The sequence below is a fragment of the Pleomorphochaeta naphthae genome, assembly GCF_055396005.1.
Genome location: NZ_AP042457.1, coordinates 1533302 through 1550378, shown reverse-complemented (window position 1 = coordinate 1550378; position 17077 = coordinate 1533302). Strand labels below are relative to the sequence as shown.

Annotated in this window: 15 protein-coding genes; 10 read left to right on the top strand and 5 right to left on the bottom strand. The window is 29.0% G+C overall.

Annotation, left to right across the window (positions count from 1 at the left end):
- Window positions 1-9 precede the first annotated feature (9 nt).
- The 5 genes from ACZ5SO_RS07030 to ACZ5SO_RS07010 are packed head-to-tail and all read left to right on the top strand — an operon-like array spanning window position 10 to window position 5505.
- The gene (locus ACZ5SO_RS07030) at window positions 10-1020 is read left to right on the top strand and encodes a LacI family DNA-binding transcriptional regulator (protein WP_464627662.1); all 1011 of its coding nucleotides are present in this window, start codon (window positions 10-12) and stop codon (window positions 1018-1020) included.
- Window positions 1020-2504 (top strand): sugar ABC transporter ATP-binding protein, encoded by a 1485-nt coding sequence (locus ACZ5SO_RS07025; protein ID WP_464627661.1) that lies wholly within the window; start codon window positions 1020-1022, stop codon window positions 2502-2504. The genes ACZ5SO_RS07030 and ACZ5SO_RS07025 overlap by 1 nt, the downstream gene beginning before the upstream one ends.
- Before the next feature lie 17 nt (window positions 2505-2521).
- A complete protein-coding gene (locus ACZ5SO_RS07020) occupies window positions 2522-3457 on the top strand; it encodes an ABC transporter permease (RefSeq protein ID WP_464627660.1) in 936 nt (311 codons plus the stop codon).
- A 38-nt stretch (window positions 3458-3495) separates the two neighbouring features.
- Entirely contained in the window at window positions 3496-4407 is a 912-nt protein-coding gene (locus tag ACZ5SO_RS07015) for a substrate-binding domain-containing protein (protein ID WP_464627659.1), read from the top strand.
- A gap of 60 nt (window positions 4408-4467) precedes the next feature.
- A complete protein-coding gene (locus ACZ5SO_RS07010) occupies window positions 4468-5505 on the top strand; it encodes a DUF4432 family protein (RefSeq protein ID WP_464627658.1) in 1038 nt (345 codons plus the stop codon).
- A gap of 281 nt (window positions 5506-5786) precedes the next feature.
- Here the strand turns inward: ACZ5SO_RS07010 and ACZ5SO_RS07005 are convergent, their stop codons facing one another.
- The 4 genes from ACZ5SO_RS07005 to ACZ5SO_RS06990 form a co-directional block, all read right to left on the bottom strand.
- Window positions 5787-6614: a carbohydrate ABC transporter permease gene (locus ACZ5SO_RS07005; RefSeq protein ID WP_464627657.1), complete on the bottom strand. Its 828-nt coding sequence runs from the start codon at window positions 6612-6614 to the stop codon at window positions 5787-5789.
- Window position 6615: 1 nt separating this feature from the next.
- Complete coding sequence (locus tag ACZ5SO_RS07000; RefSeq protein WP_464627656.1) at window positions 6616-7494, bottom strand: carbohydrate ABC transporter permease; 879 nt, start codon at window positions 7492-7494, stop codon at window positions 6616-6618.
- A gap of 75 nt (window positions 7495-7569) precedes the next feature.
- A complete protein-coding gene (locus ACZ5SO_RS06995; RefSeq protein WP_464627655.1) occupies window positions 7570-8853 on the bottom strand; it encodes an ABC transporter substrate-binding protein in 1284 nt (427 codons plus the stop codon).
- A 17-nt stretch (window positions 8854-8870) separates the two neighbouring features.
- Window positions 8871-11012, bottom strand: coding sequence for an FAD-dependent oxidoreductase (locus tag ACZ5SO_RS06990; protein WP_464627654.1), 2142 nt, complete (start codon window positions 11010-11012; stop codon window positions 8871-8873).
- A 158-nt stretch (window positions 11013-11170) separates the two neighbouring features.
- Between ACZ5SO_RS06990 and ACZ5SO_RS06985 the strand changes: the two genes are divergently transcribed.
- From ACZ5SO_RS06985 to ACZ5SO_RS06975, 3 genes are all read left to right on the top strand, one after another.
- The gene (locus ACZ5SO_RS06985; RefSeq protein ID WP_464627653.1) at window positions 11171-12091 is read left to right on the top strand and encodes an AraC family transcriptional regulator; all 921 of its coding nucleotides are present in this window, start codon (window positions 11171-11173) and stop codon (window positions 12089-12091) included.
- Window positions 12078-12947 (top strand): helix-turn-helix domain-containing protein, encoded by an 870-nt coding sequence (locus ACZ5SO_RS06980; protein ID WP_464627652.1) that lies wholly within the window; start codon window positions 12078-12080, stop codon window positions 12945-12947. Before ACZ5SO_RS06985 ends, ACZ5SO_RS06980 begins: the two co-directional genes overlap by 14 nt.
- 396 nt (window positions 12948-13343) lie before the next feature.
- A complete protein-coding gene (locus tag ACZ5SO_RS06975) occupies window positions 13344-13553 on the top strand; it encodes a type IV toxin-antitoxin system AbiEi family antitoxin domain-containing protein (RefSeq protein WP_464627651.1) in 210 nt (69 codons plus the stop codon).
- A gap of 43 nt (window positions 13554-13596) precedes the next feature.
- Here the strand turns inward: ACZ5SO_RS06975 and ACZ5SO_RS06970 are convergent, their stop codons facing one another.
- Window positions 13597-14799 carry an ATP-binding protein gene (locus ACZ5SO_RS06970; RefSeq protein WP_464627650.1) on the bottom strand — a complete coding sequence of 401 codons (1203 nt, stop codon included), beginning with the start codon at window positions 14797-14799 and terminating at the stop codon, window positions 13597-13599.
- A 421-nt stretch (window positions 14800-15220) separates the two neighbouring features.
- Here ACZ5SO_RS06970 and ACZ5SO_RS06965 point away from each other — a divergent pair, with 421 nt between their 5' ends.
- Together ACZ5SO_RS06965 and ACZ5SO_RS06960 are read left to right on the top strand one after the other, a co-directional pair.
- Window positions 15221-16021: a HipA family kinase gene (locus ACZ5SO_RS06965; RefSeq protein WP_464627649.1), complete on the top strand. Its 801-nt coding sequence runs from the start codon at window positions 15221-15223 to the stop codon at window positions 16019-16021.
- 4 nt (window positions 16022-16025) lie between these two features.
- Window positions 16026-16778: a DUF3037 domain-containing protein gene (locus ACZ5SO_RS06960; protein WP_464627648.1), complete on the top strand. Its 753-nt coding sequence runs from the start codon at window positions 16026-16028 to the stop codon at window positions 16776-16778.
- Window positions 16779-17077 lie beyond the last annotated feature (299 nt).

Sequence of the window (17077 nt, the reverse complement as noted above, 5' to 3'; positions counted from 1 at the left end):
AAAGATAAAATGGTAACTTTAAAAGACATAGCAGAAAAAGCAAAAGTATCTACAATGACAGTGTCGAGGGTTGTAAAAAATCCTGAAATGGTAAATATAAAAACCAGATTGAAAGTCGAAGCTGTTATAAATGAATTAAATTATCAGCCCAATGCAAATGCTCGCAGACTTGTCTTACAGAAGACTAATACAATATTAATTATTATTCCTGATATTAGTAACTTCTTCTTTAGTGAAATGATAGAAAGTTCTTCTCAAATTCTAAAACAATATGGATATAATGTTATTTTTGCAAATTCATATGGTTTTGAAAATGAGGAAAAAAGATTAATAGAAATGGGATTATCTAAAATTGTAGATGGAATTATACTTTATGTTCCACGTTCGAATTCAAATTATCTTGATCAAACTGGCAAGAATATACCAATAGTTGTTATCGATAGACAATTTGAAAGTGACTCAGTCGGCCAGATCTATATTGATAACTTAGAAGGGGCAAGAAAAGGAGTTCAATATATGCTTTCGATGGGACATAGAAGAATTGGATTAATTGAAGGCCCTGAAGAAGTTCAAGTAAATTATAGACGTAAATTGGGTTATATTAAAGCTTTAGAAGAACAAGGTATAGATTACGATGAAGAATTAATATTTAAAGGTGATTTCTCATTTACAGAAGGAAGGGTCGCATATAATTATTTTTCAAAATTAGATAATCCTCCAACAGCCTTGTTTGCTACAAATGATGTTATGGCACTTGGTTTTATTCAAAAAGCTCAAGAAAATGGCGTAAATATTCCAGATGATTATTCAATCCTTGGATTTGATAATATCAGAATGGGTAATATGATAGTTCCTGCATTAACAACAGTAAATCATCCTAAAAGACGTATGGGTAAAATGGCTGCTTATAAGATTTTAGAACTCTTAGGAGAAAAAATTACCAATATGGAAACCGTTGAATTAACAAATGATTTGATATTTAGAAATTCAATTAAATATTTAGAAAAAAAGGAAGAGTAATGAATCCGATTTTAGAAATGAAGCATATAATGAAGGCCTTTCCTGGTGTTCAAGCTTTAGATGATGTAACACTTAAAATAATGCCAAAAGAAATTCATTCTATTGTAGGAGAAAATGGTGCGGGTAAATCAACACTTATGAAGATTTTATCCGGGGTATATTCTAAGGATAGTGGAGAAATTTTGTTGAATGGTAAATTGGTCGAAATTAATTCTCCACAAGATGCTATAAACTTAGGAATTGGGACAGTTTATCAAAATTTAAACTTAATTCCAGTTTTATCAGTAGCTGAAAATATCTTTATGAATGAATTTGTTTATAAAAAAGGTATAATTATAAACCATAAGGAAATTGAAAGAAAAACTCAAGAAGTTCTTAATTTATTACATTCAACAATTTCTCCTTTGGCAAAAGTTGATTCATTATCTGTAGCAGATCAACAGATGGTTGCTATTGCAAGAGTTTTAGCCAAGAATATTAAAATTTTAATCTTAGACGAGCCAACATCTTCTTTGAGCCCAGCAGAAGCACAAAAGCTTTTTGATAATGTTAAAAGGCTACAAGAAAATGGAGTTTCGACAATTTTTATTTCACACCATATGGATGAGATATTCTCTATTTGTGAACATGTTACCGTTTTGTGTGATGGAAAATACGTCGGTGATTGGAATATTGATGACATTGATAATAATAGATTAGTAAAAGCAATGATTGGTAGAGATATAGAAATATCAGAACCAAGAAAAATGTCTACAAATACAGAAGAAATTTTAAAGATTGAACATTTAACTTCAGGTGAGTGGGTTCGTGATGTGTCATTTTCTGTTAAAAAAGGAGAGATTTTTGGTATTGGTGGTCTAGTCGGAGCAGGAAGAACTTGGATGGCAAAATGTATTTTTGGAGCGGTTTCAGACTGGACTGGTGCAGTAACTATCGAAGGGAAAGAAGTTGATATTAAAACTTGTGAAGATGCCGTAAACCATGGAATAGCTTTTGTTCCTGAAGATAGAAGAAATGAAGGCTTGGTTTCACAAATGTCAATTATGGAAAATATTGGATTATGTAATCTTAAAAAAATTACTTCTAAAGGTATTTTAAATAAAAAGAAAGAAGAAAAACTTGCTACAGAAGTAATAAAAAATATGAATGTTAAAACTCCTTCTATAGGTCAAATTGTAAAAAACCTGAGTGGTGGTAATCAACAAAAAGTCGTTCTAGGAAAATGGTTTATTACAAATCCTAAAATTATGATTTTTGATGAACCAACAAGAGGGATAGATGTCGGGGCTAAAAGTGAAATATATAAAGAAATTGAAAATATGGCAGAGCTAGGAATTGCTATTATCGTTATTTCTTCTGAATTACCTGAATTAATAAATTTAAGTGATCGAATCATGGTTCTTTCAAAAGGGAAAAAAACTGCTGAATTTAAAAGAGATGAATTCAATGCAGAGAAAATAATGCTAGCTGCTACTTCAAATTAAATAGGAGATATTATCAAATGTTAAAAGCTAAAAATAAATTTTCAATAAAGGAATATGGGTCTGTAATTGCTCTACTAGTTGTTTTTCTTATTCTGTCAATAAGTTCACCATTTTTTCTTCGCTCAAGTAATATAAGAAATATTATTGTTCAGGTAGCAGTAATAGCAATTTTAGCAGAGGGTGCAACTTTTGTAATACTTACAGGAGGTATTGACCTTTCTGTAGGTGCGGTTCTAGCACTTTCTGGAGTTTTATCTGCTAGTATTGTTAAAAATACAGGTAATACATTTTTAGGAATATTTGTTTGTATCGCAGTTGCAATAATTTGTGGTTTGATTTGTGGAGTTTTAATAGCATATGGAAAAGTTCCAGCATTTGTTACAACTCTAGGAATGATGTCTATAGCAAGAGGATTGTCCTTTGTATATACCAAAGGAAAACCTATTAGTGGTTTTTCAGCTGCATTTAGATTTTTAGGAACTGGAGATATTTTTGGATTACCAGTCATGATTATAGTTGTTATTGTATTATTTGTTTTAATGAATTTTATATTAAAAAAAACAGCTTTCGGAAGAATCACTTGTTCTATTGGTAGTAATGAAGAAGCTACAAGGTTGACTGGAATAAACACAAAGAAATACTTAGTAAGAATTTATATGTTAGCAGGTTTTTTAACTGGAATAGCGTCATTAATGTATGTTGGTAGAATAAATAGTGGTCATCCAAATTCAGGACAAGGCTACGAGTTAAATGCAATAGCTGCAGTTGTAATTGGTGGTACAAGTTTATCTGGAGGTAAGGGTTCAATAATGGGTACCTTAGTTGGTGCTCTATTGATGGGAATAATTGGAAATGGACTAAATTTATTAAACATAAGCTCTTATTATCAAAATGTTGTTCTTGGCTTAGTAATTATACTAGCAGTACTTGCAGATCAAAATATAAAAAATTAAATAATTATATTAAACATTAAATAAACTAGGAGGAAGTTATGAAAAAGTTTTTATTGTTTATTGGGATTTTGACAATGGTATTTGGTTCAGTTTCAGCAAAAGGGGAAAGTGAAAAACCTGCTACAGATGATGGTGCATTAGTTTTTGGTTATGCTGTACAAGATTTAGGAAACCAATATTGGGTAACCGCAGCTGAAGGTGTTAAATCAAAATGTGATGAATTAGGTATATCAGTAAATGTTATGGATGCCAACTGTGATCCATCAAAAGAATTAGCAAATATTGAAGATATGATTTTATCAGGTGTTGATGCAATTCTTCTTTCACCTTGGGATGCTGATTCTGGTTCTAATGGCGTTATAGCAGCAAATAAAGCTGGAATACCTGTATTTGTTCTTGATATTGGCGTTAACGATGGTGATATTGAAACATTTATTGTTTCAGACAATGTTGAAGGTGGTAGAATGGCTGGTGAATTTATTGCTGAAGATTTGAAAGCTGGCGATGAAGTAGCTCATATCCAATGTCAACTCGGATATGTAATTCCTGCTTTACGTGGACAAGGTTTTGAAGAAGTGATGAAAGAGAAGAATATGAATATTGTAGCAACACAACCTGCGGATTCTCAAAGATCTAAGGGCATGGATGTAATGCAAAATATTTTACAAGCTAATCCAAATCTAAAAGCAGTTTTCTGTGAAAATGATGAAATGGCTCTTGGTGCTATTGAAGCAGTTGCAGCAGCTGGACTTACTGGAAAAGTAAAAGTTGTTGGTTTTGATGGTACTGATGATGCTGTTGCAGCTATTAATGAAGGAAGACTTTCAGGTACTATTGCTCAACAACCTTTTAAGATGGGTGAACTTGGTGTTCAAGCCGCTGTGGATTTCTTAGATGGCAAGACTTTAGAAGAAACAACTTATGTTCCTGTAAAGCTATTAAAAAAATAATTTTTTAATGTTAACGATATCAGTCATGAGATTCTCATGGCTGATTTTTAAGGAGTTGAAATGTATGATTTTTTAAATATATCAAAAGAAAATATAGAAAAAAGAACTGGTACTTTAGCACAAGTCTGTAGTGCAAAAAAACTTACTTTTTCTGAAGGAGTTTCAAAAGGGCTTGATGTTGTTGATATACATTCTGGTGGTGGTCTTGATTATCAAATATTAGCTGGACGAGGAATGGGGGTTGGAAGGGCTTCCTATAGAGGTGTGCCTATTTGTTGGATTTCTCCAATGGAGGAAGTTGCTCCTGCTTTTTACAATCCACAAGGTGAAGCCTGGTTAGAAACATTTGGTGGGGGTATGATTACTTCTTGTGGTTTAACAAACGTAGGTGGGCCAACAGTTGTTGATGGACTTAATGTGGGTCTTCATGGTAGATTGTCACACATTCCAGCAAATGATGTTTCAATAACTAAAGAATGGGTTTATGATAGTTATCAAATAAAAGTATCTGGTTATATGACTGATGCATGTGTTATGGGACATAATTTTCAGATTAAAAGAACTTACATTATAAAAATGGGAACAAATGAAATTCATTTTTATGATGAAATAAAAAACTGTGGTGATAGAAGAGAACCATTATTTGTTCTATATCATCTGAATTTTGGATATCCTTTTGTTTCTGAGAATACAAAAATTACAATCGATGATAGAATTGGCCATCCAAAGGTTAAAGATAATTCATACTTTGATAAAAGAGATAGCTGGCAAGAATTTTCTAAACCTCAAAATAATATCTCAGAATTAGTCTATTATCATACTCTAGAAAAGAAAAATAATAATTCTAATATAGTAATTGAAAATCAATTTGATGATTTAAAACTTAAAGCTGAGATATCATTTCCTTTGGATTCTTTAAATCATTTAGTTGAATGGAAGATGCTTGGCGAAAAAAATTATATTCTAGGCATAGAACCTGGGAATACTTTTGCTTCTGGAAGAGATTATTCTTTTAAAAATAACGATGTAGAATATCTTGATCCGAATGAAGTAAAAAAAATTGAAATGCATTTGAGATTTAATGTTATAAATTTATAATAGAGATTTTTATATTAAAAATATTTTAGCCTTACTTAAGACTTTTATTTAGTATTTACAATCTGTTTCAAGTAATTAGTACTTTTAAGTAATAGTTAAGATAAAATTACTTTATAGTTTTTTTAAGTTAGAATGTTTTAATATAAATTGGGTAAGACTAATCAAAATGATTATGAAAAAGGGCTGTTACTTAGCCAATCAAAAATGGCTTTTGCAACAGCTCCTTTAGCTATAAAAGATTGAGTTAAATATTTAACTAAAAAATTTATTTAATAACTGTTTTATCCTTTAACAGCTCCAGCAGTAAGACCTGCTACAAAGAATCTTTGTAAGAATATAAACATTATTGCAACAGGAATAGAAGCTATAACACTTGCTGCCATCATACCAATCCAGTCATTTCCCCCTTCACCTGTAAAAGTAAATATCATTCCACTTGCAAGAGTTCTCTTTGCAGTAGTTGAAATAAGAGTTAAGGCATATAACAAATCATTCCAGGCCCATACAAAACTATATATTGCAATAGTAGTCATGCCAGGGAAGGCAAGAGGCATTACAATTTTTATCATAGTTGTAAAATCACTAGCACCATCGATACAAGCCGCTTCCATTATAGAGTTTGGAATTTGATCAAAATAAGCTTTAAGCGTCCAAGTTCCAATAGGAAGAGTTAAAGCCACATAGGCTAAGATGATAGATGGAAATTTATCAATTAGTCCCATATTTTGAAGCATAGGATAAAGAGAGACAAGAAGTAATCCTTGAGGAAAAGCTTGGCTGATTAAAATAATAGCCATAACTTGTTTTCTTCCTTTATATCTAAACTTTGAAAAACTATAACCAGCAAAAGCCGAGATTGTTGTTGATAAGATACTTGATAAAATAGCAACTATCATACCATTTCTTAAATAACCTAAAAAATCTAAATTATGTAAAATCCTATTAAGATTGGAGAAATCAAAGTTTTGAAAGAATGTAATTTTGTACATTTCACTTTCTGGTTTTAGAGAGGTAGATATCATCCAAAGTTGAGGAAAAAATGCAAAAAATCCAATTAATATCATGAAAGTAATGAAAAATATTTTGAAGCCTAAAGTTTTTTGAAACATATTAATTTTCCTCCTTTATATTTCTTAAATAAACCCAACTAAAACAACCTAGTAAAATCGCCCAAATAACTCCAAGAGCAGCTGCTCTTCCTAGGTTATATTCCTTAAATGCTTTTTTATAAACTTCAATAGCAAATGTTGAAGTTGCTCTCTCTGGTCCTCCGTCGGTCATTACGTTTATTAAATCAAAATGTTGTAAGTTTGAAATAGTTCCTAAAATAAGGATAAGTAGTAATACAGGTTTAATTGTTGGGATAATAATATGATTGAAGACTTGAATATTATTAGCTCCATCAATTCTAGAAGCTTCACATAGCTCATTTGGAACACCTTGAAGACCACCCATAATAAATGCCATATACCAAGGGAACATCTGCCAAGTTCTTGCTGTTACAACAGCAACTAAAGAGGTACTTTTTCCGGCGAGCCAAATAACATTGCTGTCAATAATTCCTATTTTGTTTAATAGAGCATTTAAAATACCATAATCACCATTGAATATCCAATTCCATAAAAATCCAATAGCAATACCAGGTATAATCCAGTTTACAAGGGTTAACCCTCTCATAAATTCTGAAGCTTTGAATTTCTCGTTCATCAAAATTGCCCATATTAATCCCAACGTAAAAGGGCAAAGAGTAGAGAACAAAACAAATTTAAAAGTAGTCCAAATTAATGGTAAAGTATTTGGATCTTTAAATAATTTAATGTAATTTTCAAACCCTACAAAATCGTTTTTTGGAAAAATCAAGTTTTTATTAGTAAAACTAGTAAAAATTGAATTTACGAAAGGATAAAAAATCATAAGGGCGAAAACCAATAAAGCAGGAAGCACTAAGAGCCATGCCATTAATGTACTATTTTTTGAATTTGTTTTCATAAATTCTCCATATTTTCAAAAGTATCCACTCCTATTTTATAATAGAAGTGGAAATGTTAATATATTTATTTAATATTATAGATTCTCAATTCTAGATACCATATCAGAAGCAGCAGTTTCAGCTGTTTTTGAACCCGATAATACTGCTTGTAAATTCTCAGTAATAATTGAGTTATATGCTGAGTAATTAGGACCAGCAGTTTCAGCAAGTCTTCCACCATCTAGGATAGGTTTCCAAGAATTAGCCCAGTAATCATTTGCAACTTCACTACTATTTAAGACGCTATTTTTAGAAGGAAGCATACCATTTTCTTCAAAGTACTTAAGAGCAACATCTTCACTAATTAAATGCTCAATGAAAGATCTAGCTTCAGCTTTTTTAGGAGATCTGTCGATAATTACTAATAAGTGACCCCAACCACTAGCTTTTGGAGTATCACCTTCTTTTAATACAGGGTTAACTTGAGGTTTAGCATAAGATTCGATAGGACCAAAAGCTTCGTTTGTTATAGCACCTTTAGCTAAAAGAGCATCGTTGTAGAAAGCAACTCTACCTTCTTTAAATAAAGTTCTTGCATCACCTCTACCCATAGCACCTTGGATGTATCCCTTGTCAGATAATGATTTAAACCATTTAATAGTTTCAATAGCTTCATCACTATCTAAAACACAATTTCCATTATCATCGAAAACGCTAGCACCAAAAGTCCAAAGCCATACCATGAAGTCAGGAGCACAAGTTCCACTATCTTTAGTCATAGCAGCAAATGGTAATATATCATTGCCAGGATCATTGTCAGTATTTGCAGGATGATTATTTTTAACCATATCTAAAGCTTTTTCGAAATCACTAATAGTTACAACATCAAAATCAACACCACTATCTTTTAGAATTTGTGTATTTGCTATCATACCCATAGGAGCGACAGTCCAAGGAACACCATATTGAACACCTTCGAAATTTCCAACTGAAATAGAACCGGGAGCAAAGTTATCAGTGAAGAAATCGTCTCCAAAAATTTCAGATAAATCAGCTAAGACACCAGCTTGAGCTAATGCTGGAAGCATTCTAATATCAATTTGAGCAATATCATATTGTTCTTTGCCTTGTGCTCTAAGAGCCAATTGTGATTCTGTTTCACCCCAAGGCCAATTAATTTGAACAACTTGATTTTCACTAGGTTGTGTTTCGTTGAAAGAAGTAATCATCCATTTAAATATCTCTTTGGACGATTCTTCGCTACCACTCCAGTTACTCCAAGTCATACCTTGTTGAGATTCTGTTTCTTTGCTACCACTAGCAAATATACTAGAAGTTGCAAGTGCGATAATAGATAAAACAATAAATGTTTTTTTCATATCTTTTTCTCCTTTTATTAAACTTTATTTTCTATTTCTAAACTGAAAAGACGAATTCTTTTTTCACCCCAAGTTTTTTTAAACTTGATAGTTATAGAATCAATAGTTTCAGAAAAATTAACATTTACAACCCTTTGATAATTGTCTTTAATGTTGATAATTTCAACTTCCTTTTTGTTTTTGTATCCAACAATATCAAAATCTCTAACTAGGGAAGGGGCAACACCATATACATTATCAATTAAATGCGACTCATTAACTTTAAGTTGTCTAGAACTCACTAATTCTCTCTCTAGACTAGGATCAAAGTAGAGCTTTAAAAAGTTAAAAGAATTAGAAGAGTTAATATTTAAATCACATTCAACCTTATCACTTACCCAAGCATTGTATGAGTTATAAGGGCGATTATAACCATTTAACAAGTTGTCTTTTGAGAGATAATTAAAGTTATTTAGTTTAACAAGTGGGTTATAGTATTTAGGTTTTCCAACATGTCCCATTAAAATACCAGGTAAATTTTCATCCATAGTTGGAAAACTAATTAAAGAAGTAGAGGCAAAATAGAATGTTAAATATGAGGTATCTTTCACTTGAAACAAGTTAAGTTTTACAAAATTTCGACCTTTCTTTAATTCAATAGTTTTATTTTCCCTATCGGCAATGTCAAAGCGATGAGGTAAAATATCTTCTCTAACTTTTAAGGAGATAAAAGTATCTTCTTTACTGTCAATTACCACAGCAAAATCGTTAATTATACAACTTGGAAGAGTTATGAAAACATCTTGACCTTCTGGCTTTAATTCACCATTTTCTACACCTGGTACACAATTAATAGTTGAACTTACTTCAATATTAAGATTAACACTTTTTCTTTTTTTCTCTTTACCAATTAAAAGAACATCTTCAATTTTTTCTTGTACAAAATTATAATCAGATTTTAAATCACTAGTTTTCTTATCAGACTTAGCTAAAAAAGCTGCTGCAGTACCTGCAGCCTGTCCACTAAGAGCACAAGTATCCATTATTCTAGTACTAGCAAAAGAAGAGTGAGTTGTTCCAATAATCCTTCCACAAAGAAGGAGATTTTTAACATTAGAAGAATATAGTGATGAAAGAGGAATAGGGTAGATGCCAACTGGAATTTGAATACAACTTTGTTCAGTTGAATAAATACCCCCTTCAGGATGAAAATCTAAAAACCAGCCACCATAAAAAGCAACATCATCAAAGAGTCTTTTATCTTTAATGTCATTGTAAGTAATAATAGTGTCGGTTTTAAATCTTCTGCTTTCTCTTTTTCCTGGAATATTTCCAATCCACACAAGATCTAAATTATCAGCATCATATAACCCACTATTTTTGATGTAGTTAAAAATACCATATGCAAGTTTTTTTAGTTCTAGAGATACATCATTAATATTTTTAAACATATTAGTATCTCCACCATATTCAACCCACCAGAAATCTAGACCATTAGTTTTTTCATTTACAATTCTACCATCATTATTGATAAGCTTATCAATTTCTTCAATAGAATATGCAAAAGATGGAGGAATAAAATCAACCTTATAATCTTTTTCTTCAGTAAAGAACAAAATAGAACTACCTTGAGTGCAAGAAGATGGGGTAGTTGGAGCATATTCTTCATTAAATTCATCTTTGCTTTCTTTTCCAATAACAAAATCAATATCACAAGAGGAGGCTACAATCCCATCACCTGAGGCATCGATAAAAACTTTACTGCTTATAAAATAATGAACTTCACCTTTAGTTGAAAAAGCTTCAACAGCTTTTACTTCATTATTTTCTACATCTGTTGAAACAACTAAAGTGTTTAACAATAAAGTAATGTTTTTTTCTTTTAAAACAGCTTCAAGTAAAACTTCATCCCAAATAATAGGAGAGAGATGTTGATTAATATATTGATTTCTTAATTTTAGTTCACCTAAAATCCCCATCTCTTCGCTAAATATATTACCACCACCAGAGGAGCCTCTAGTCCAAACTCTAATTTCACTAGAGCTATTGCCTCCTAACACAGCAGATGAGTTAATAAGTACAGTTTTACAGCCATTTCTACTAGCAGCAATTGCAGCACAAGTGCCAGATATCCCACCACCAATTACTGCAACATCAAAGTTTAATTTTTCTACGTTCATATAAAATACTATAAGTGCAAAAAATTGAGAAAACAATATACTATTTTGCTCACATTATGAAAGAACCTGCTAAATAGTATAGCAAAAAAGTACATAAGAAACTGTAAAATTTTTCAAAAAAATTTGACATATAAAAATTATGCCATATAATTAAAAACATGGAAGAAATTAAATACAAAAAAATCTATAACTATTTAAATAAGTTAGCAGCATATTATGATGCAACTATCTGTATAAAGGATTTCTCCGGCTTCATAAGCCAAAATCCAGACTTTCATGCAGCCCTTTCCCCATTTATGATTCATGATAAACCATATTGTAAATATATAAAATCAGATTCATCCGCAATGATGTATTGTCAATCTCAAATACCTTATTTAATAAAAAAATGTCATGAAACAAGATGTAGTTTTACAGGAACTTGTCATGCAGGAATGTGGGAACTTGTAGTTCCTTTAATTCAAAATAATCATATAATAGGTGCCATTTTATTTGGATGTTATAGAGAAGAGAATATAGATAAAAAGAAAAATTATATAAGAGTAAATAAAAGATTTACATCTCTATCATTAGAGAAATTAGAAAAACTATATAATACAACTTCCCAAGTTCCAAGTTCAAAAGATATCGAGTTAATACAAGCATCCTTAGAAGTAATAGCTAATGAGATAGTGATATTACAAGATCCTAATTTTGATAGCCAACCTTTATTTAATAAAGAAGAAGTTAGTACATACGATTCAATGGTAATGAATGCAATAGAATATGTAAAAGGCCATATGAAAGAGAAGATAAGCTTAGATCAAGTTGCAAATCATTGTAATTATAGTTCTTCTTATTTATCTCATCATTTCAAAAAAATAGTTGGAGTAAATATAAACGAATATATAAATAAAATGAAAGTTGAACATTCAAAAAACTATTTATTAAAAACAGATGATACACTTGCAAAAATTGCTGAAGAATTAGGATTCTCTGATGTTTCATATTATAGCAGAATATTTACTAAAATCTGTGGAATATCGCCTGGAAAATTTAGAGAAAAATATTTAAGGGTGGTCAAAAGTGAAAGATTATAAAAAAGCAGTAGATTATATAGAATTTCTTAAAAAAACATATGGATTAGATATAACAATAAAAGATTATAAAGGGTTTGTTTATGATAATGAGAAATTAGAATTTTCCTTAAGACCTTATCTAGCACATACAAATCCTTATTGTATGTATGTTAAAGAGAGAGAAGAAGAATTTTATAAATGCTTGAATAATAATAAACAGTTAATAGAGAAGTGTAAGACAAAAGATTACTTTTTTCATATGTGCCATGCTGGAATTTGTGAGTTAATTATACCTATAAAGGAAGATAGAAGAATATATGGTTCTATAAATATATCACATTTTAATCATTATCCTGAAAAGACAAAGAAGGCAATTGATGAAACATTTTCAAAGGAAAGAAGAGAAGAAGGACAGAGAAAGTTTAAAGTGTTTGCAAGAAGTGCCTATGTAGAAAGTTCAACATTAATTCCAAGTTTAGAATTATTAGCTCAATATTTACTATTATTAATAAAACAAACACCATATAAAAAAGAAAACAAAGAAGAGAGAGAAGAAAAACAATTAAGAGATTATATAAAAAATAATATTTCAAAAAAGATAGTAGCTGATGAAATCCTAAGTACACTTAAAATAAGTAGAACTCAGCTAAAACAACTAATTAAAACAAAAGACGCTAAAAACCTTAGAGATTATATAAATACAATAAGAATAGAAATAGGTGAAAAACAACTATTAGAAACACAAAAAACTCCTAAAGAAATTGCACTTTCACTAGGATTTAAAGGCTACAGACATTTTGAAAATGTCTTTTTTGAAAAACTAAATATTTCTCCAAAAGATTATAGAAAGTATTATAAAAATGAGAAGCATTATTAAAACTTTACATAAATAAATTATCAACTTTGTACAGATTCTAAATAATTTTAAAGCTAATTTCAAAATGTAAAAAGATCTTATTCTAGAAGTGAACAAAATCATTATCAAAAATAAGGCCAATAGTTTCTGAAGTTTTATAGGTCCTATCCTTAAATGAAAAACGGTGGAGGAAATCGATAATGAGATACGAGGTAGGCGTTATTTTTGCTTAAATATCACCTTTTATAAGTATTTAAATAATGATTTTTAGTAATTGTTTCAACAAAAAAATGTTAAATTATATGTTTTTGATTTTTGAAATTTATTAAGTTTTAGCTATTTGTTTAATTTATTGTTGCATTTGCCCGGATAAAATTAAAAAATATCCGGGTAAATAAAACAAATTTTTAGGATATTATGAATTATTTTAAACAGACCGAAAAGCATTTAAATATTTCTGAGGGTGTGATAACTTCTTCTTATTGTCGACAAAATGGAATTCCAACTTCATATTTAAGTAGGTTAGTTAAAAAAGGCCTTCTTATTAGGATATCAAAAGGTCTTTATATAAATAAAAATGCCAATTATGATGAATTCTATTTTTTCCAATATCGGTTTCGGTTTTAAAAAAACTGTATTTTCCTATGAGTCTTTATAATAGCAGAATAATTTAAATTGATTTTTCTAATAGAAAATCAATTAAGTTTAGATGGATAATGCCATCTCTTTTAAGTAATATCTTATCAAGACTAATTACATATTTTGGATAATTATCTTTAATATATTTATATGCTGAAAATTCTCTTTCAATTGTTTTTGCATCTGTTAATAAATAGCAAGCTTGAATATAAAATTTTTCCTCATTTTTTTCAGCAATAAAATCAACTTCACTTTTATAAGTTTTTCCAACATATACTTTATACCCTCTAGCAATTAATTCATTATAAATAATAGTTTCAATTAAAGCGCCATATTCCATAGAACCTTTATCTTTTTTTAAATTAAAAAAACCTAAGTCTTTAGTATAAATTTTTTCTTCGTTCGATAATTTCTTTTTTCCTTTGATATCATATCTAGTGACTTTATCGATGATGCAAGCTTTTACTGTATTATTAATATATTCATAAACAGTAGGAATCGATACTTTAAAATTATTTTGATTTAATACTCTTGCTACATTAGTTCCTGAAATTGATTTTGCTGAATTTCCAACTAAATAATCAACAACTTTTTCAAGACTATAATTATTTGATGAATTAGTTCTTAAAATGATGTCTTTTAGGACAATTGAATTATATATATTTTCAAGTAGAAGGTTTTTACTTTCCTTGTCAATTTTACACACAAGAGGAAAACCGCCCCATTTTAAATATTCCAAAAATAGGTCATCGATTGAGGTTTTACTATCTTTATTAAATTCAACATATTCACTAAATTTAAATGGTAGTACGGAAAAGCTTACCGTTCTCCCCCCTAACACGGTACTCAATTCGCCTGAGAGTAAAGTAGAATTTGATCCAGTAATAAATATACTACAGTTATAAGTTGATCTAAAAGAGTTGATTACTTTTTCAAAACCAATTACATTTTGTATTTCATCAATAAAAATATAATATTTATCATTGTTTACAATTTTATTTTTAATATAGATATATAAATTTTCATCGAGTAGTAAATTTCTTTTTTCAAATTCTTCTAAATTTAAATATATGATATTTTCGTTATTGATCCCGTTTGATTTTAACTCATCGATTATTTGATTCATTAAAACTGATTTACCAGAACGACGCATACCTGTAATTACTTTAATCATTTCTGAATTATAAAATGGTCTTATTCTCTTTAAATAATTTTCTCTTATAACATTTTTCATTTTGTCCTCCTGGTGATTTAAGTATATTGGAAGTTATAGTTAAAGTAAATAAATGAATTTAATTATTAATAAAAAAATTAATATAAATTAAATCAATTTAATTAATATTAAAAAATTATGATAAATTTAAATCAATTGAATTTACTGTCGACAAAACACAATAGGTGTAGAGTTATAATTATTTGTGAGAAAATTGGAATTAAATTTGTCCATATGATGGAATAACGGTGTCCAAGTGTAGTGGATTATGCAATTTAAAGACAAAATAATATTTCCAATCTTTTTTAGACTATATTAATCTGTTTTAACATGTAGGGATTACTTTATCTAATTGTATTTTTCTTGTTGTCCTTCCTGTGATAAGTTATACTGTTTCCTAGAAAACTAAATAATTTTATTTATAAAGGTGTCTACAAAACAAATGTTTCATGTTGAGCAAATTATAAAAAAAGTCCCTAATGGATGTACAAAACCCTTTCAAGCAATGTTGAAAGAGGGGCAGAGAGAAATTTATGCTTATATAAAGTTAAAAAACAATGAGCAAGGAGTTTTAGCACTAATTAATGAATTAATTTCATATAATTTAGCTTTAGTGTTAGACATTCCTATGCCTCTAAGTGGAATTGCAATTATTGATGATGCGACAAATTTTGGAGAGTTTGAAATTGATAGGAGCAATTTTGGACATTGTTTTTATTCAAAGGCAATTGACCCCGCTACCATATTAAATAGGCAAATTATGAAATATGTGAGTAATAATGATTCGTATGAGAAAATAATACTTTTTGATCATTTGGTGTATAATAAGGATAGAAATAAGGGAAATTTATTGATATATTTAGGTGCAAATGATAAAATTATTTACGCGATTGATCATACTCATGTATTTAAAAATGAAACGATATGGGATAGATATTGTTTTAAACAAGGAATGAGCCAAAATGATTACACAGATACGCAAATATTAGAACGAAATAAATATGATTATTTTTTTACTAGTAAGAAAATAACTTATAATTCTTTATTAGAGCAAGCTGAGATATTCAAAGAAAGGATTAGTGAAACATTGTTTGATAAAATCTTTATGAAGATTCCCAAAGATTGGAATGCTAATACAGAGGATTTAGAAGAACTAAAAACATATTTACTATATCGACGTGATAAATTGGATGATATATGTTTACTCATTAGTAATTATATAGAAAATAAGGTTAGAAGGTAAAAATATGAAAAATAATATACAATTTTCAGTGCTAAGCTATTATCCAAATTTTTTAAATAATGAAAATATAAATTTAGGTATTTTGTTTCATAATCTTATTAATAATACTAGAAAATTCATTATTACTAAAAATTGGAAAAGAATTTCTGTTTTTGATGACGAAATAGATTTAGATTTTGCAAAGGATTTTCTTAAAGGTATTAAAGAAGAATGTGAAGATTCCTTATGGAATAGTAATGACAATTTTTCTTTAAAAGAATATACAAAATATTATATAAATCAATATAGGTTTAACAAAATTATTGAATCAAATGATAATGATTTTGATCAATTTGTGATTAGAACTTCAAAATATTATTTGAGGCACGATTACGAAAAAAAAGACAGATTAAAAATAAAAGAAGAAATAAAATTTATAAAACAATTAATGAATTCAGAGAATGTGCAATATTCTACAAAACAAGTAATTGGTGGTTTTGATGAGAGTATTTCTTTTGATTTTACTGTGAAAAATTATGGTTTTAAGCATTTTGTTTTTGAGAATAAAAATATTAATCGTCAGATTATGACTGCTAAAGCCTGGTCTTATACTGCAAGTAAGTTTAAAGATATGAGAACTGTTTTTACGTATGATATTGAGAAAAAAGACTCTAAAGAATTTAATATTATAATGAAAATTTTAAGAGAAAATGCTTATAAAGTATTATCAAAAGATGAGTTATTTAATTTTATTAAAGAAATTTCATCTGAAAGATAAACTTTCAATTCTTGTGAGCTATTTTAAAGAACGTATTATTATTTGTATAAGATAGAATTAGACTTAAAATTGTTGAGTGTGAACAGCTAAAGTTGTACTCATAATAGAAGTATTACAAATTGTGTGTGAAAAATTATTTACAAAAGAGCTACAATAATTAGATCCAAAAGAATTTGAATGATTAGGATTTATAACTGTAGCAATAAATAAATTAAAATTATCGATTTAGTGCAGGACTGTATCAGAGGTATGAGTATCGAATGCAATTTATGACGTTTTTTAAGAAACTAAATTTTGGT

Bases quoted from the DNA above. Each gene is read 5' to 3' on its own strand.
- ACZ5SO_RS07030 (WP_464627662.1), top strand. From the start codon at position 10: ATGGTAACTTTAAAAGACATAGCAGAAAAAGCAAAAGTATCTACAATG.
- ACZ5SO_RS07025 (WP_464627661.1), top strand. From the start codon at position 1,020: ATGAATCCGATTTTAGAAATGAAGCATATAATGAAGGCCTTTCCTGGT.
- ACZ5SO_RS07020 (WP_464627660.1), top strand. From the start codon at position 2,522: ATGTTAAAAGCTAAAAATAAATTTTCAATAAAGGAATATGGGTCTGTA.
- ACZ5SO_RS07015 (WP_464627659.1), top strand. From the start codon at position 3,496: ATGAAAAAGTTTTTATTGTTTATTGGGATTTTGACAATGGTATTTGGT.
- ACZ5SO_RS07010 (WP_464627658.1), top strand. From the start codon at position 4,468: ATGTATGATTTTTTAAATATATCAAAAGAAAATATAGAAAAAAGAACT.
- ACZ5SO_RS07005 (WP_464627657.1), bottom strand. From the start codon at position 6,614: ATGTTTCAAAAAACTTTAGGCTTCAAAATATTTTTCATTACTTTCATG.
- ACZ5SO_RS07000 (WP_464627656.1), bottom strand. From the start codon at position 7,494: ATGAAAACAAATTCAAAAAATAGTACATTAATGGCATGGCTCTTAGTG.
- ACZ5SO_RS06995 (WP_464627655.1), bottom strand. From the start codon at position 8,853: ATGAAAAAAACATTTATTGTTTTATCTATTATCGCACTTGCAACTTCT.
- ACZ5SO_RS06990 (WP_464627654.1), bottom strand. From the start codon at position 11,012: ATGAACGTAGAAAAATTAAACTTTGATGTTGCAGTAATTGGTGGTGGG.
- ACZ5SO_RS06985 (WP_464627653.1), top strand. From the start codon at position 11,171: ATGGAAGAAATTAAATACAAAAAAATCTATAACTATTTAAATAAGTTA.
- ACZ5SO_RS06975 (WP_464627651.1), top strand. From the start codon at position 13,344: ATGAATTATTTTAAACAGACCGAAAAGCATTTAAATATTTCTGAGGGT.
- ACZ5SO_RS06970 (WP_464627650.1), bottom strand. From the start codon at position 14,799: ATGAAAAATGTTATAAGAGAAAATTATTTAAAGAGAATAAGACCATTT.
- ACZ5SO_RS06965 (WP_464627649.1), top strand. From the start codon at position 15,221: ATGTTTCATGTTGAGCAAATTATAAAAAAAGTCCCTAATGGATGTACA.
- ACZ5SO_RS06960 (WP_464627648.1), top strand. From the start codon at position 16,026: ATGAAAAATAATATACAATTTTCAGTGCTAAGCTATTATCCAAATTTT.